This window comes from Streptomyces sp. DSM 106670 (assembly GCF_055792845.1).
The window spans coordinates 7,604,360-7,617,894 of the sequence record NZ_CM147704.1; the positions used below are offsets into that span (position 1 = coordinate 7,604,360).

Below are 13,535 nucleotides of genomic sequence, written 5' to 3' on the forward strand. Positions count from 1 at the left end.
AATGGTGGCAGAGTGGCCGATATGGATGATCGGGTAGCGGGTGCCCTGTCACTCCCCGACGACTGGCCCGCCCACCCGGACCTCAGCCTCGCCCTGAACCGTATGGGCAGCTTCGACTGGGATCTCGACACCGGCCTCATGCACATGGACCAGGCCGCCCTGGACGTGTTCGACCTGACCCCGGACGAGTACGACGACCGGCCGGCCTCGCTGTCGCCGCGCGTGCCCACGGACGAGGCCCAGCGGCTGGACGGGATGGTCTCGCACGCCCTGAAGAGCGGCCGCACCAACTACGGCGCGTACTTCCGGATCCTGCGGCGCGACGGCACCCTGCGCTGGACCCACACCCAGGGCTTCGTCCGTCGGGACGGGACCGGCCGCCCGCGCCGCATCATCGGGATCGTCCGTGACGCCACCCAGGAGCTGGCCGACTCCACCGCCCGGCACGAGCTGGACGAGGAGCGCCGCCAGCGCACCAGCCTGGTCGAGGGCACCACCGCCGCGCTGGCCCACGCCCGTACGGTCAAGGACGTCATCGCCGTCCTCAAGAACTCCCAGGGGCTCGCCCACCTCGGAGCCACCAGCCTCGTCATGGGCCTGCTGGAGTCCGGCCGCATCCACCTGGTGGCCGACGGCCCCGAAGGCGCGTACGTCCCCGGCACCCGGTACACCCGGGTGGACGAGCAGTACCCGATGAGCGAAGTGGTCCGCACCCTGTCCCCGCGCTTCATCGAGTCCGCCGAGGACTTCGCCGCCTCCTACCCGGTCCTGTGGCCCAACATCAGCCACCTCGGGATCACCTCCGCCGCCTATATGCCGCTGATCGCCCAGGCCCGCCCGATCGGCGCGCTCGGCCTCCTCTACCGGGACAAGGCGGGCTTCACCGCCGACGAGCGCAATCTGCTGATGGCGCTCGGCACCTCGATCGCCCAGAGCCTCCAGCGCGCCATGCTCTACGAACAGGAGCACGACCTCGCCGAGGGCCTCCAGCAGGCGATGCTGCCGCGCCGGATCCCGTCCGTGCCCGGGGCGCAGGTCGCCGTCCGCTACCGCTCGGCCCGCCTCGGCCGCGACATCGGCGGCGACTGGTACGACCTGATCCCGCTGCCCGGCGGCCGGGTCGGCGCCGTCATCGGGGACGTCCAGGGGCACGACACCCACGCCGCCGCCGTCATGGGGCAGCTCCGGATCGTCCTGCGCGCGTACGCCGCTGAGGGGCACAGCCCCGCCACGGTGATGGCGCGCGCCTCCGTCTTCCTCCATGAACTGGACACCGACCGCTTCGCCACCTGTACCTACGCCGAGGTGGACCTCACCACCGGCGTCGTCCAGGTGGTCCGCGCCGGACACGTCGACCCGCTGGTGCGGGACGTGGACGGGAGCTGCCGCAGGATGCCGTCCGACGGCGGCCTGCCGCTCGGCCTCTCGGCGGAGTTCGGCCGGCTGGAGTACCCGGTCTCCACCGTCGAGCTGGACCCCGGCCAGACGATGATCCTGTTCACCGACGGCCTGGTCGAGCTGCCGGGCTCCGACCTCGACGAAGGCATGCAGCTGCTCACCACCCTGGTCACCAACGGCCCCCACGACCTGCAGAAACTGGCCGACCAGCTCTGCGACGCCGTCGACGGGCGCGGCGGCCAGGACGATGTCGCGGTCCTGCTGCTGCGCCGCCGCGCCGCGCACGCCCCGCAGCCGGGCGGCCGGCTCCAGCAGCACGTCGCCCAGAACGACCCCGAGGCGCTGAGCTCGTCCCGGCACATGATCCGCGCCGCGGTCCGGGCCTGGGGGGCGAAGGACCGGGCCGACGAGATCGAGCTCGCGGCCGACGAACTGATCACCAACGCGCTCATGCACACCGACGGCGGCGCGGTCGTGACGATCCGGGTGCTCGCCGGGACCGAGCGACGTCTGCGCGTCGATGTCGAGGACCGCTCCAGCGCGCTGCCCCGGCGGCGCGACGCCGGGGAGTCCGGGGTGTCGGGGCGCGGCCTCATGCTGGTCGACCGGCTGGCCGATGTCTGGGGCGTGGAGTCGCGGGGCAGCGGCAAATGCGTCTGGTGCGAGTTCCTCATCCCGGCCCGCTGAACCCCGCACATCGACGTAACAGTACGTAACATGTCTGTGCTTGACCGTAACCGACCGCAAAGGATTGACTGCGGGGCACCGGCCGCACCCGGCCCTGCCGCCTTCGACGACAAGAGGCCCCCGTTGGGTACCGAGCTACTCGCCCCGCTCGATCTGGCTTTCTGGCACCTCGAATCGGATGCCCATCCGATGCACCTGGGCGCGCTCGCCGTCTTCGCCCCGGCCCCCGGCGCCGGACCGGAGAAGATCCTCGACCTGCTCGGGACCCGCGCCGCCGCGATCCCCCGGCTGCGCATGTGCGTACGGGACGTCCTGCTGCCGGTCGGCGGCAAGGCCTGGACCGTGGACAAGGGCTTCGACGTGCACCGGCACGTCGAACGCGTCGTCGTGGCCGACGGCGACTTCATGGCGGAGGCCACCCGGCTGGCCGGTGAACTGATGGAGCGACCGCTCGGCCGGGGCCTGCCGCCCTGGCGGATGTATCTCATCGGCGGGGCGGACGGCGGGCCCTTCGCCGTCCTGGTCAAGCTGCACCACGCCCTGGCCGACGGGATGCGGGCGGTCGCCATCGGGGCCGGGATCTTCGACGAGATCGCCGCCGTCACCAGCGCCCGCACCGCCGCCCGGGGCCGCCCCGCCGTCCCGCCCCGCTCCTGGCTGCCCGACCCCCGCGAAATGGCGGGCATGGCGCTCGGGCGGATCGGCGAGGTCGGCCGGGCCCTCGGCGTGGGCGCCTCCGTCGTCCGCGCCGGCCGCCTCGACCTGTGGGGCCCTTCCGCCCTCACCGCGCCCTCCAGCGGCACCCGCCGGCTGGCCACCGCCGACCTCGACGCCGGAGACCTCCAGCGGATCCGGCGGGCCGAGGGCGGCACCGCCAACGACATCCTGCTCGCCGTCGTCGCCGGGGCGCTGCGCCGCTGGATGGCCGGGCGCGGCGAGCCGCTGCCCGCCGCCGACCCGCGCGCCCTGGTCCCCGTCTCCCGGCGGCGGCCCGGCGGTACCGCCGCCTCCGGCAACCGGCTCTCCGCCTATCTGCTCGGCCTGCCGGTCACCGCGGCCGACCCGCGCGAGCGGCTCCGGGCGGTCCGGACCGCGATGGACCGCAACAAGGCGGCCGGCCCGCTCAAGGGCGCCGGAGCCGTCGCCGTACTCGCCGACCAACTGCCACCGCTGGCCCACCGGTTCGGCGCACCGCTGGCGGCCAACGCGGCCCGCATGCTGTTCGATGTGCTGGTCACCAGCGTGCCGCTGCCCCGCTCCGCGCTCTCGCTGGGCGGCTGCCCGCTGACCGCCCTCTACCCCATGGCGCCGCTGGCCCGGGGCCAGTCCCTGGCGGTCGCCCTGTCCACCTACGGCGGGCGGGTGCATGTGGGCCTGGTGGCCGACGGCAAGGCGCTGCCCGATCTGGACCGGCTCGCCGAGGCCGTCCAGGAGGAGTTCACCGAGCTGTACGCCGTCGTCACCGGCACGGACCGCACGCCGGTGTCCTGACAGGCAGCCGCCCACGGGCTGCGGCAGTCTTGAGCCATGCCCGAACTGCCGGAAGTCGAAGCCCTGCGGGTCTTCCTCGACGACCATCTGGTCGGCAAGGAGATCGCCCGCGTCCTCCCGCTGGCGATCAGCGTCCTGAAGACCTACGACCCGCCGCTCTCCGCGCTGGACGGCCGAGCCGTCACCTCGGTCGCCCGGCACGGCAAGTTCCTCGACATCGAAGCGGGCGGGCTCCACCTCTGCACCCACCTCGCCCGGGCCGGCTGGCTCCGCTGGAAGGACTCCTTCCCGGCCGCCCCGCCCCGCCCCGGGAAGGGGCCCCTCGCCCTACGGCTGGTGACCGCGGACGGCGACGGCTTCGACCTGACCGAGATGGGCACCAAGAAGCGCCTCTCGGTCCACCTCGTCCACGACCCCATGGACGTCCCCGGCATCGCCCGCCTCGGTCCGGACCCCCTCGCCGACGCCTTCGACCGCGACGCGTTCGCCGCGCTGCTCGCGGGGGAGCGCCGCCAGATCAAGGGCGCGCTGCGCGACCAGTCGCTCATCGCGGGCATCGGCAACGCCTACAGCGACGAGATCCTGCACGTCGCGAAGATGTCCCCGTTCAAACGGACCGCCGACCTCGGTGAGGACGACGTCACCCGCCTGTACACCGCGCTGCGCACCACGCTGAAGGACGCTGTGGCCCGCTCCAGCGGGGTGGAGGCCGGGAAGCTCAAGGCCGAGAAGAAGAGCGGGATGCGGGTCCACGGACGTACCGGAGAAGCCTGCCCGGTCTGCGGGGACACCATCCTGGAGGTCTCCTTCAGCGACTCCTCGCTGCAGTACTGCCCGACCTGCCAGACCGGCGGAAAGCCGCTCGCGGACCGCAGGCTCTCCAAGTTCCTGAAGTGACCGCCCAGGCCCACCGCACCCTCAGCCACACCCCCCGGCTCACCGCGTCACCGTCACCAGCCGCCGCCCGCCCGCCGTCCGCACCTCGAAGTGGTCGATGCCCTCCGGCCGCAGCGCCGCCCCGCCCGACACCTCCACCGGCCCCTCGCCCGCGCCCCCGGCCGACCAGCTGCCCACCGTCTCCTCGCTGCCGTCCCGGCCCACCGCGACCAGCGCGCACACCCCCACCACCGGAACCCGCGCCACCTCCAGCGCCACCGCCGTCCCCCACTCGCGCCCCGCGGCCGTCACCACCGCCGCCACCCCCGACGCCCCGTCGCTCCCGGACCACCGCTGCACATCCGCCCCGTCCGCCGGGCCGCCCGAGACACCGGCCACCCACGCGGGACCGCCCACCGCCAGCACGGCCGCGGCCGCCACCAGCGCGAGCCGCCGCCGCCCCGCCCTGCGCCGCGCGGCCGCCACCACCGCCGTCAGACGCTCCGCGAGACCGGGCCCCGGGGCCACCGGAGGCCCCGCCACCGCCAGACCGTCCCGCACCCCGGCGAACTCCCGAGCCCGCTCACGGCACCCGGGACAGTCCCCCAGATGCTCCTCGAACCGGAAGGTGTCGGTGCTCCCGAGCACGCCCAGGGCATAGGCCCCCACCCGGATGTGGGGTTCGGTCGTCTGCATGTACTGCGGTACGGGAACAAGCCGGGATTCACTCAAGCCATAGGGCCCCGCACCCCCTAAACTCCGGCCTCATGCTGCGCGTACTCGCCGTCGACGACGAACAACCCGCCCTGGAGGAACTTCTCTACCTCCTGCGCGCCGATCCCCGGGTCCGCAGCGCCGAGGGCGCCACCGGGGCGACCGAGGCACTGCGCCGCATCGGCGGCGCGGTGGACGCCGGCCCCGACGACCCGTCCGCCATCGACGTGGTCTTCCTCGACATCCACATGGCCGGCCTCACCGGACTCGACGTCGCCCAGCTCCTCGCCGGATTCGCCGCGCCCCCACTCATCGTCTTCGTCACCGCGCACGAGGGCTTCGCCGTCCACGCCTTCGACCTCAAGGCCGTCGACTACGTCCTCAAACCGGTCCGCCGCGAACGCCTCGCCGAGGCCGTCCGCCGGGTCGCCGAGCAGGTGGGGGACCGGTCCGCACCGGTCCACGACAGCGCGGGCGACCAGATCCCGGTCGAGCTCGGCGGCGTCATCCGCTTCATCCCGATCGACGAGATCGCGTACGCCGAGGCGCAAGGAGACTATGCCCGCCTGCACACCGCCGGCGGCAGCCATCTCGTCCGCATCCCGCTCACCACCCTGGAGGAGCGCTGGCGCTCGCGCGGCTTCGTCCGGATCCACCGCCGCCACCTCGTGGCGCTGAACCGGATCGACGAACTGCGCCTGGACGCGGGCAGCATGAGCGTGCGCATCGGCGAGGCCGAGCTCGCCGTCAGCCGCCGCCACACCCGCGCCCTGCGCGACCTCCTGATGCGCCAGGGCGGCCGCTGAACGACGGCACGGAGCCGCTGCCGCAGGACCGGGTGGGCCGCCGCTGACCTGGGGCGACCTCCCTCGATCCCTTCCCAGCACCACCCGGCGACGCCTACACTCCGAGCCCATGTCCGCAGAGCCAACGCCCCGGCGCGAAGTGGTCACGGGGGAGCCGCGGCGGGTGCGCCCGCTGCCCCGCTACCGCACCCAGTCGGAGATCGACGAGCAGACCGCCCTCGGCGGTGCCTATGTGCGCTCGCTGATGCGCGGCCAGCTGCGCGCCGGGCTCACCGTCTTCGGCGTCCTCGCCCTCGTCGCGGGCACCCTCCCGCTCCTCTTCGCCGCGCTGAACAGCTCCGCCCTGGTCTGGGCGGTCCTCGGCTTCGCCACCTACCCGCCGCTCACCCTCGCCGCCTGGTGGTACGTCCGCCGGGCCGAGCGCAACGAACGCGACTTCGCCCGGCTGGTGGAGGGCCGCCCCGCCCCGTGAGCGCCCCCGACCACATGGCGTCCTGGGTGGCCGTCGCCCTCGTCGTCCTCGCCACCGTCCTCGTCGGCGGCTTCGGCCTGCGCATCTCCCGTACGACCTCCGACTTCTACGTCGCCTCCCGCACCGTCCGCCCCCGCCTCAACGCCGCCGCGATCAGCGGCGAATACCTCTCCGCCGCCTCCTTCCTCGGCGTCGCCGGGCTCGTCCTCGTCCACGGCCCCGACATGCTCTGGTACCCGGTGGGCTACACCGCCGGATATCTGGTGCTCCTGGTCTTCGTCGCCGCGCCGCTGCGCCGCTCGGGGGCGTACACCCTGCCGGACTTCGCCGAGGGCCGGCTCGAATCACGGCAGGTCCGCCGCCTGGTCAGCGCGCTGGTCGTGGGCGCGGGCTGGCTCTACCTCGTACCGCAGCTCCAGGGCGCCGGGCTGACGTTGAAGATCCTCACCGGCGCGCCCGGCTGGCTCGGCGACGTCCTGGTCGCCACCGTCGTGACCGCCGCCGTCGCCGCCGGCGGCATGCGCTCCATCACCTTCGTCCAGGTCTTCCAGTACTGGCTGAAGCTCACCGCCCTGCTGGTGCCGGCTCTCTTCCTGGTCCTCGCCTGGCAGGGCGACGGCCGGCCCCGGGTCAGCTTCGACGACCAGCTCGCCGTCTTCCGCGCCGACCATCCGCTCTACGCGACGTACGGGCTGATCGTGGCGACCTTCCTCGGCACCATGGGCCTGCCGCATGTCGTCGTCCGCTTCTACACCAGCCCCAACGGCCGCGACGCCCGCCGTACCACCGTCGCCGTCCTCGCCCTGGTCGGTCTCTTCTATCTGCTGCCGCCGATCTACGGGGCGCTCGGCCGGCTCTACACACCCGAACTGCGGTACGGGGGAGACGCGGACGCCGCCGTTCTGCTGCTGCCCGCCGAGGTCATCGGCGGACTCGGCGGCGATCTTCTCGGCGCGCTGATCGCCGGCGGGGCCTTCGCCGCGTTCCTGTCCACCGCCTCCGGGCTCACCATGGCGGTCGCCGGGGTCATCACCCAGGACGTGCTGCCCTCGCGCGGGGTACGGCACTTCCGGCTCGCCACCGTCCTCGCCATCGCCGTGCCGCTCGCCGGTTCCCTGCTGGTGAGCCGGGTGCCGGTGGCCGACGCGGTGGGCATGGCCTTCGCCGTCTCCGCCTCCTCCTTCTGCCCGCTGCTCGTCCTCGGCATCTGGTGGCGACGGCTCACCCCGCCCGGGGCCGTCGCGGGGCTTCTGCTCGGCGGCGGGTCCGCGCTCCTCGCGGTGGCCATCACCGTCAGCGGAGCCGTACGCCCACCGGGCTGGCCGCACGCCCTGCTCGCCTGGCCCGCCGTCTGGTCCGTCCCCGTGGGGTTCCTCGCGATGATCCTCGTCTCGCTCGCCACCCCGGGGCGGATACCCCCGGGCACCAACGCCGCCATGACCCGCTTCCACCTGCCCGAGGCCCTGACGTCGGCGCGCGGCACGGTGAGGGAACGATGACCGGGGCCGCCATCGCCGTCCTCGTCGTGCTGGTCGCGCTGCTGCTCGGCACCGGGTTCTGGCTGGGCCGCCGCACCGCCCGCCCGCTGCGCCCCAGCGACGTCGGCACACCCGTCGAGCACGCCACGTTCGAGACCCTGCACACCGCGTCGCTGGCCGCCCCGCCGCTGCGGGCCGGGCTCACCGAGGAGAGCGCCCGGCGCTCCGCCCGCAGGCTGCGCTCGCTGCTCGGCACCGACGCCCTCTGCCTCACCGACCGGGAGCGGGTGCTGATCTGGGACGGGGCCGGGCACCACCACGGCAAGGACGTGATGGAGCACCTGAAGGTGCTGCTGGACAACGGCCGGGGCACCGCCTTCGACAGTGGCTGCGCCGATCTGGACTGTCCGCTGCGCTGGGCCGTCGCCGTGCCGCTCACCGTGGAGAACCGGGTCCTGGGCGCGCTCGTCGCCTACGCCCCGCGCGAGTCGGCGGTGCTGGCCCGGGCGGCGGGGGAGGTGGCGCGCTGGGTCTGCGTCCAGCTGGAACTGGCCGAGCTGGACCGCTCCCGCACCCAGCTGATCGAGGCCGAGATCAAGGCCCTGCGGGCGCAGATCTCCCCGCACTTCATCTTCAACTCGCTCGCCGCCATCGCCTCGTTCGTCCGGACCGACCCCGAGGAGGCCCGCGAACTGCTGCTGGAATTCGCCGACTTCACCCGCTACTCGTTCCGCAGGCACGGGGAGTTCACCACGCTCGCGGACGAACTGCACTCCATCGACCAGTACTTGGCCCTCGTCCGCGCCCGCTTCGGCGAACGCCTCGCCGTGACCCTCCAGGTCGCCCCCGAGGTGCTGCCGGTCGCGCTGCCGTTCCTGTGCCTCCAGCCGCTGGTGGAGAACGCCGTCAAGCACGGACTCGAAGGGGCGGTCACCCGCAGCCGGATCACCATCAGCGCCCTGGACGCGGGTTCGGAGGCCGAGGTGGTCATCGAGGACGACGGAACGGGCATGGACCCCGAGCGGCTGCGACAGATCCTGCGCGGCGAGGGCGGTACGTCCACCGGTATCGGGCTGCTCAACGTGGACGAGCGGCTGCGCCAGGTCTACGGCGACGACTACGGCCTCGTCATCGAGACCGGGGTCGGGGCGGGCATGAAGATCACGCTGCGGCTGCCCAAGTACCGTGCGGGCGTGCACGGTTCCTGAGGAGTGGTGCTCAAGCTCCGAAAGGAGGGGCCGTCAGCACAGATGGACGGCCAGATGTCCCAGCGGCAGCCCGAGCTGCCAGGCGGGCGTCCAGACCCGGACCTCGCCCTCCTCCGCCGCTTCGGCCGACGGCTCCCAGGATGCGGGGCCGATCGCGTCCAGGTCCGCCGCGAGCAGTTCGGTCTCCTCCAGCCAGCGCCAGGTCGCCCGTGCCAGCGCCAGATCGGGATCGCCGGGCGCGGCGCACCGTCCTGCCTCCGCCAGCCGCTCGCAGACCCAGCTGCGCCAGGTGCATTCGTACGCCGTGAGCATCCGCAGTTCGTCGACCCGGCGTTCGGGCAGGGCCCGGGCGGCGGAGGTGTCCCCGGGGAACGCGCACAGGAACATCGTCAGCGCGAGCGCGTCGCGGCCGGCCCGGAACTCCAGCGTCGACGGTTCCATCAGATCGCCGGTCCGTAACAGCTCGTCGGCGATGTACTCGGTGGACAGCCAGGTCATCGGCACCTGGAGCCCGTTCCCGCCGGTCCCATCCGTATCCTCGGGACGCATCCCGTCTCGCCTCTTTCCGTGCTCGGTACCGGGCTTCACGCAGCATTGAACCGGGGGCGGGCGCCCCGCGTGGGCAGAAGGGGAGGATCGCCCAGGAGATACGAGGCTGTGAATGAGTGCCGACCCCGGCGACGACCCGCATGTGCGCCTGCTGCTGGGCGCGTACGTCCTGGACGCCCTGGACGTGGAGGAGGCCTGCCGGGTCGCCCGCCATCTCCAGGGTTGCGACGCCTGCGCCCGGGTCTATGTGGAGGTGGCCGAGGCCTCCGCCCTGCTGGCGCTGCTCCGGGCCGAGGACCTGCGGGAGTAGCCGGGCAGGGTGCGGGAGAGGACCCGCAGGGCGTAGTACGAACGGGACTTGACGGTCCCGGCGGGGATGCCGAGCACCGTGGCCGTCTCGCCGACGCTCAGCCCGCGGAAGTAGATCTGCACCAGCACCGCGCGGTGCTCGGGGCTGAGGGTGCGGACCGCCTCGCGGACGTCCAGGGCGCGCACGGCACGGTCGGCGGTGTCCAGGGCGTCCGGGGTGCTCTCCAGCACCGTGTCGCTGACCTCGACCGGGCGGGCCTGGCGGGAGCGCCGCGCGTCGATGGCGAGGCGGCGGCCGACGGTGAACAGCCACGGCCGCATCGAGTCGTAGGGCGCGTCGAAGGCCTCGGGATGCTGCCAGGCGCGTACGAGGGTCTCCTGCACCAGGTCCTCGGCCCGCTGCCGGTCCCCGAAGGTCAGGCCGAGGAGGAAGTGGAACAGGGCGGGGCCGTGTTCCCGCTGCAACTCCGCGAGGGTCCGCTCGTCGGTCGTCGTCGTGGTGTTCATGAACGTCCTCTCCCGCCGAGGCCCCTGACGGCCTCGTTGCCGACTGGCGTATCCGAACGCATTCGGCGGCGCGGGAACAGGCGGTGCACCGAGGCGTGCGACGAGCGGTCGCTCAGTGCGGCGAATGGTGCGGTGAACGGTCGAAGGGCCGTCGGGGTCGGCCGGTACGACCAGTTCAGCTAGGTACGCGGCAATGCTCCTTGCTTATCCGGTATGAAGATCTGTGTAGTCGGATGGTCGTATCCATCCGAACATGGAGTCGAGCAGATGACGCAGCGCATCCGACCGGGCGCCGTGGCCGCCCTCGCCCTTCTGCTCGCCGCGGCCACCGGCTGCACCGGGCAGCAGCACCCGGCCCCCGCACCGAGCGGACCGCCCGCCGCCGCCCGGGGCGCGGGCGGCCAGGACGCCGACGGGCCGCGCCCGTTCACGCTGCTGGCCGCGGGCGACGTCCTGCCGCACTCCTCCGTCATCGACCAGGCCGCCGCCGACGCGGACGGAGCCGGTTACGACTTCGCCCCGATGCTGGCGGGCGTCGCCCCGGCCGTCTCCGGCGCGGACCTGGCGTTCTGCCATATGGAGACGGTGTACGGGAAGGAGGGCGGCCCCTACACCGGCTACCCGAGCTTCAAGTCGCCGCCCGAGGTCGCCGCCGCCCTGCGCACCACCGGGTTCGACTCCTGCTCCACCGCCTCCAACCACACGCTCGACGACGGGGCCGAGGGAGTCTCGCGCACCCTCGGAGCGCTGGACGAGGCGGGCATCCGGCACGCGGGCTCCGCCCGTACGGCCGCCGAGGCCGCCCGGCCCACGATCCTGCCCGCCGGGCCGGGCAAGGGCGCGGCCAAGGTCGCCCACCTCGCGTACACCTACGGCACCAACGACATCCCGCTGCCCGCCGGCCGGCCCTGGACGGTCAATGTCACCGACGAGCACAGAATCATCGAGGAGGCGCGGGCGGCCCGGCGCGCCGGGGCCGATGTCGTCGTCCTCTCCGCCCATTGGGGCACCGAATGGCAGGACGAGCCCGACGCACAACAGCTGGAGCTGGCCCGGCGGCTCACCGCCTCCAGCGACCGGGGCCGCCCCGACATCGACCTGATCATCGGCACCCACGCCCATGTGCCGCAGGCGTACGAGAAGGTCAACGGCACCTGGGTCGTCTACGGCATGGGCGACCAGATCGCCGGAGCGATGATCAACTACGAGGGGGCCCAGGACCCGCGCGGCAACCAGAGCTCGATGGGCCGCTTCACCTTCGCGCCGCCCGCGAAACCCGGAGAGCGCTGGACCGTGAAGAAAGCGGAGTTCGTGCCGCAGTGGTACGACACCGCCACCGGACGCGCCGTCAACCTCAACGCCTCCCTCGACTCCTCCGACGAAGGGGCCGAGCACCTCCGCGAGATCCGCGACCGCATCCGTACCGTGGTGCTCGGCCGGGGAGCGGACAAGGACGGGCTCCTCATGGGCAAGTAGCCGCACGCGCCCCTACGGCACCACGGTGACCGGCCAGCGCCCCGCCTTCACCAGGCGTACGGCGACCGAACCGATGAAGCGGTGCCCGGCCGACTCCGAGGCCCCGACCACCACCGCGTCCGCCTTCAGCTCGTCGGCCGCCGTCACCAGGCCGTTGTAGGGGTCGCCCCGGAAGGTGTGGAACTCCCAGCGCATGTCCCAGGCGTCACTGAAGCGCTCGGTCGCCGCGCGGATCTCGGCGGCCAGGTCCTCCGCGACCTCGCCCGTGGTGTCGCCCACCGGCACGCCCAGCGCGGCGCCCGCCGTCAGGACCGGCTGGACGTACACCAGGGCCAGCATGGCGTTCTGCCGCCGGGCGAGTCCGGCGGCGTAGGCCGCCGCGCGCATCGACGAATCGGAGCCGTCGAGCCCCGCGACGATCACCTTGGGGCCGTCCGTACCGCGTTCGAACTGATGAGGCTGCTGCTCTGTCACGGCTCCGAGGCTATCGGCTCGTCCGGAGGGCGCCGATCCGGGACGGCGACGGGCTCCGGGGAAGATGAACATACTGCGTCGATCGGGTACAAAACGGTCGGCGTCCGTGTCGGCCTCCGTGTCGACGGCCGGAGCGGACGTCCGGCCGTGCGAGCAGTTGGCCATGAGAAGTGATCACACCGGACCCGAGCGCCGCACCCTGCTGAGGGTCGCCCTCGGCCTCGGAGCCGCCACCGCCGTGCATCTGATCGCCGCCGATCCGGCGTCGACGCCCAGCCGCCCCGCACGCACCGCGGGCACTCCGCCCGCCGCGGCCGCGGGACCTCCCGGACAGGTCCGCGGCCGGCCCTCCCCGTACCGGCTCGACCCCATGACCGCGAACACCCCGCCCCGGTACAGACCGGCCCGGCCGCCCGTGCGCACCCGGCCCTTCGAGCACCTTCCCGAGCTCGGGCACTCGATGGTCCTCACCTTCGACGACGGCCCCGACCCGCGCTACACCCCGGGCATCCTGGCGACCCTGCGCGAACACTCGGTCCGCGCGATGTTCTTCGTCTGCGGCGAGATGGCCGAAGGCAACGCGGACCTGCTGCGCGAGATGGCCGACGACGGCCATGTGGTGGGCAACCACACCTGGAGCCACCCGCTGATCCCGAAGCTCTCGCGCTCCGCGATCCGCGACGAACTGGGACGGACCAGCGAGGTGGTGGACCGGGCGCTCGGGACCGCACCGCTGTGGTACCGCGCCCCGTACGGTGCGTGGAACCGCAACTCCTTCGAGATCGGGGCCGAGTTGGGCATGGAGCCGATGGCCTGGACCGTGGACACGCTCGACTGGAAGACACCGGGGACCGGCACGATCGTCCGCCGGGTGCTGGACGGGGCGGCGCCCGGCGTCGTCGTCCTCTCGCACGACGCGGGCGGCGACCGGTCGCAGAGCGTCGCGGCCCTGCGCCGCTATCTGCCCCGGCTGCTGGACTCCGGCTACCGCATCACGGTGCCGCACCGCGTCTGAGCCCGGGAGCGCCCGCTCGCACATGACTGTGCCCCCGGCGGTCCGCCGGGGGCACAGCCATGGGGGCGCTTCGGG

At 73.3% G+C, this 13,535-nt stretch carries 14 protein-coding genes; 10 read left to right on the plus strand and 4 right to left on the minus strand.

Annotated elements, in window-relative coordinates; translation table 11 throughout:
- Positions 1 to 21: 21 nt before the first annotated feature.
- The 3 genes from ACSMXR_RS33650 (at position 22) to ACSMXR_RS33660 (ending at position 4,473) form a co-directional block, all read left to right on the plus strand.
- The gene (locus tag ACSMXR_RS33650; protein ID WP_137228195.1) at positions 22 to 2,085 is read left to right on the plus strand and encodes a SpoIIE family protein phosphatase; all 2,064 of its coding nucleotides are present in this window, start codon (positions 22 to 24) and stop codon (positions 2,083 to 2,085) included.
- A 123-nt stretch (positions 2,086 to 2,208) separates the two neighbouring features.
- Positions 2,209 to 3,576, plus strand: coding sequence for a wax ester/triacylglycerol synthase family O-acyltransferase (locus ACSMXR_RS33655; RefSeq protein ID WP_473170629.1), 1,368 nt, complete (start codon positions 2,209 to 2,211; stop codon positions 3,574 to 3,576).
- A gap of 36 nt (positions 3,577 to 3,612) precedes the next feature.
- The gene (locus ACSMXR_RS33660) at positions 3,613 to 4,473 is read left to right on the plus strand and encodes an Fpg/Nei family DNA glycosylase (RefSeq protein WP_218523845.1); all 861 of its coding nucleotides are present in this window, start codon (positions 3,613 to 3,615) and stop codon (positions 4,471 to 4,473) included.
- Positions 4,474 to 4,512: 39 nt separating this feature from the next.
- Here ACSMXR_RS33660 and ACSMXR_RS33665 read toward each other — a convergent pair whose 3' ends face one another.
- A complete protein-coding gene (locus ACSMXR_RS33665) occupies positions 4,513 to 5,148 on the minus strand; it encodes a zf-HC2 domain-containing protein (protein WP_381850685.1) in 636 nt (211 codons plus the stop codon).
- A 71-nt stretch (positions 5,149 to 5,219) separates the two neighbouring features.
- Between ACSMXR_RS33665 and ACSMXR_RS33670 the strand changes: the two genes are divergently transcribed.
- From ACSMXR_RS33670 to ACSMXR_RS33685, 4 genes are all read left to right on the plus strand, one after another.
- Positions 5,220 to 5,972, plus strand: coding sequence for a LytR/AlgR family response regulator transcription factor (locus tag ACSMXR_RS33670; protein ID WP_030088986.1), 753 nt, complete (start codon positions 5,220 to 5,222; stop codon positions 5,970 to 5,972).
- 109 nt (positions 5,973 to 6,081) lie between these two features.
- A complete protein-coding gene (locus tag ACSMXR_RS33675) occupies positions 6,082 to 6,444 on the plus strand; it encodes a hypothetical protein (protein WP_030622898.1) in 363 nt (120 codons plus the stop codon).
- Positions 6,441 to 7,943 carry a sodium/solute symporter gene (locus ACSMXR_RS33680; protein ID WP_137228189.1) on the plus strand — a complete coding sequence of 501 codons (1,503 nt, stop codon included), beginning with the start codon at positions 6,441 to 6,443 and terminating at the stop codon, positions 7,941 to 7,943. Before ACSMXR_RS33675 ends, ACSMXR_RS33680 begins: the two co-directional genes overlap by 4 nt.
- Positions 7,940 to 9,130 (plus strand): sensor histidine kinase, encoded by a 1,191-nt coding sequence (locus tag ACSMXR_RS33685; RefSeq protein ID WP_137228187.1) that lies wholly within the window; start codon positions 7,940 to 7,942, stop codon positions 9,128 to 9,130. Before ACSMXR_RS33680 ends, ACSMXR_RS33685 begins: the two co-directional genes overlap by 4 nt.
- A gap of 33 nt (positions 9,131 to 9,163) precedes the next feature.
- Here ACSMXR_RS33685 and ACSMXR_RS33690 read toward each other — a convergent pair whose 3' ends face one another.
- Positions 9,164 to 9,679: a hypothetical protein gene (locus ACSMXR_RS33690; protein WP_218523841.1), complete on the minus strand. Its 516-nt coding sequence runs from the start codon at positions 9,677 to 9,679 to the stop codon at positions 9,164 to 9,166.
- Between the two features lie 112 nt (positions 9,680 to 9,791).
- On the opposite strand from ACSMXR_RS33690, the gene ACSMXR_RS33695 reads away from it, so the two are divergent.
- Positions 9,792 to 9,989, plus strand: coding sequence for a zf-HC2 domain-containing protein (locus ACSMXR_RS33695; RefSeq protein ID WP_376184453.1), 198 nt, complete (start codon positions 9,792 to 9,794; stop codon positions 9,987 to 9,989).
- On the opposite strand, the gene ACSMXR_RS33700 is transcribed toward ACSMXR_RS33695, so the two are convergent.
- Entirely contained in the window at positions 9,923 to 10,495 is a 573-nt protein-coding gene (locus ACSMXR_RS33700; protein WP_137228181.1) for a sigma-70 family RNA polymerase sigma factor, read from the minus strand. The two genes, ACSMXR_RS33695 and ACSMXR_RS33700, sit on opposite strands and share 67 nt — an antisense overlap.
- A gap of 267 nt (positions 10,496 to 10,762) precedes the next feature.
- Here ACSMXR_RS33700 and ACSMXR_RS33705 point away from each other — a divergent pair, with 267 nt between their 5' ends.
- Positions 10,763 to 11,971, plus strand: a complete 1,209-nt coding sequence (locus ACSMXR_RS33705) for a CapA family protein (RefSeq protein WP_473170630.1) — start codon at positions 10,763 to 10,765, stop codon at positions 11,969 to 11,971.
- Between the two features lie 12 nt (positions 11,972 to 11,983).
- Here the strand turns inward: ACSMXR_RS33705 and ACSMXR_RS33710 are convergent, their stop codons facing one another.
- A complete protein-coding gene (locus ACSMXR_RS33710) occupies positions 11,984 to 12,445 on the minus strand; it encodes a universal stress protein (RefSeq protein WP_103509140.1) in 462 nt (153 codons plus the stop codon).
- 163 nt (positions 12,446 to 12,608) lie between these two features.
- Here ACSMXR_RS33710 and ACSMXR_RS33715 point away from each other — a divergent pair, with 163 nt between their 5' ends.
- Complete coding sequence (locus tag ACSMXR_RS33715; protein ID WP_376184456.1) at positions 12,609 to 13,460, plus strand: polysaccharide deacetylase family protein; 852 nt, start codon at positions 12,609 to 12,611, stop codon at positions 13,458 to 13,460.
- The last annotated feature ends 75 nt before the right edge of the window (positions 13,461 to 13,535 follow it).

Bases quoted from the DNA above. Each gene is read 5' to 3' on its own strand.
- ACSMXR_RS33700 (WP_137228181.1), bottom strand. From the start codon at position 10,495: ATGAACACCACGACGACGACCGACGAGCGGACCCTCGCGGAGTTGCAG.
- ACSMXR_RS33685 (WP_137228187.1), top strand. From the start codon at position 7,940: ATGACCGGGGCCGCCATCGCCGTCCTCGTCGTGCTGGTCGCGCTGCTG.
- ACSMXR_RS33665 (WP_381850685.1), bottom strand. From the start codon at position 5,148: ATGCAGACGACCGAACCCCACATCCGGGTGGGGGCCTATGCCCTGGGC.
- ACSMXR_RS33715 (WP_376184456.1), top strand. From the start codon at position 12,609: ATGAGAAGTGATCACACCGGACCCGAGCGCCGCACCCTGCTGAGGGTC.
- ACSMXR_RS33670 (WP_030088986.1), top strand. From the start codon at position 5,220: ATGCTGCGCGTACTCGCCGTCGACGACGAACAACCCGCCCTGGAGGAA.
- ACSMXR_RS33675 (WP_030622898.1), top strand. From the start codon at position 6,082: ATGTCCGCAGAGCCAACGCCCCGGCGCGAAGTGGTCACGGGGGAGCCG.
- ACSMXR_RS33650 (WP_137228195.1), top strand. From the start codon at position 22: ATGGATGATCGGGTAGCGGGTGCCCTGTCACTCCCCGACGACTGGCCC.
- ACSMXR_RS33690 (WP_218523841.1), bottom strand. From the start codon at position 9,679: ATGCGTCCCGAGGATACGGATGGGACCGGCGGGAACGGGCTCCAGGTG.
- ACSMXR_RS33695 (WP_376184453.1), top strand. From the start codon at position 9,792: ATGAGTGCCGACCCCGGCGACGACCCGCATGTGCGCCTGCTGCTGGGC.
- ACSMXR_RS33660 (WP_218523845.1), top strand. From the start codon at position 3,613: ATGCCCGAACTGCCGGAAGTCGAAGCCCTGCGGGTCTTCCTCGACGAC.
- ACSMXR_RS33705 (WP_473170630.1), top strand. From the start codon at position 10,763: ATGACGCAGCGCATCCGACCGGGCGCCGTGGCCGCCCTCGCCCTTCTG.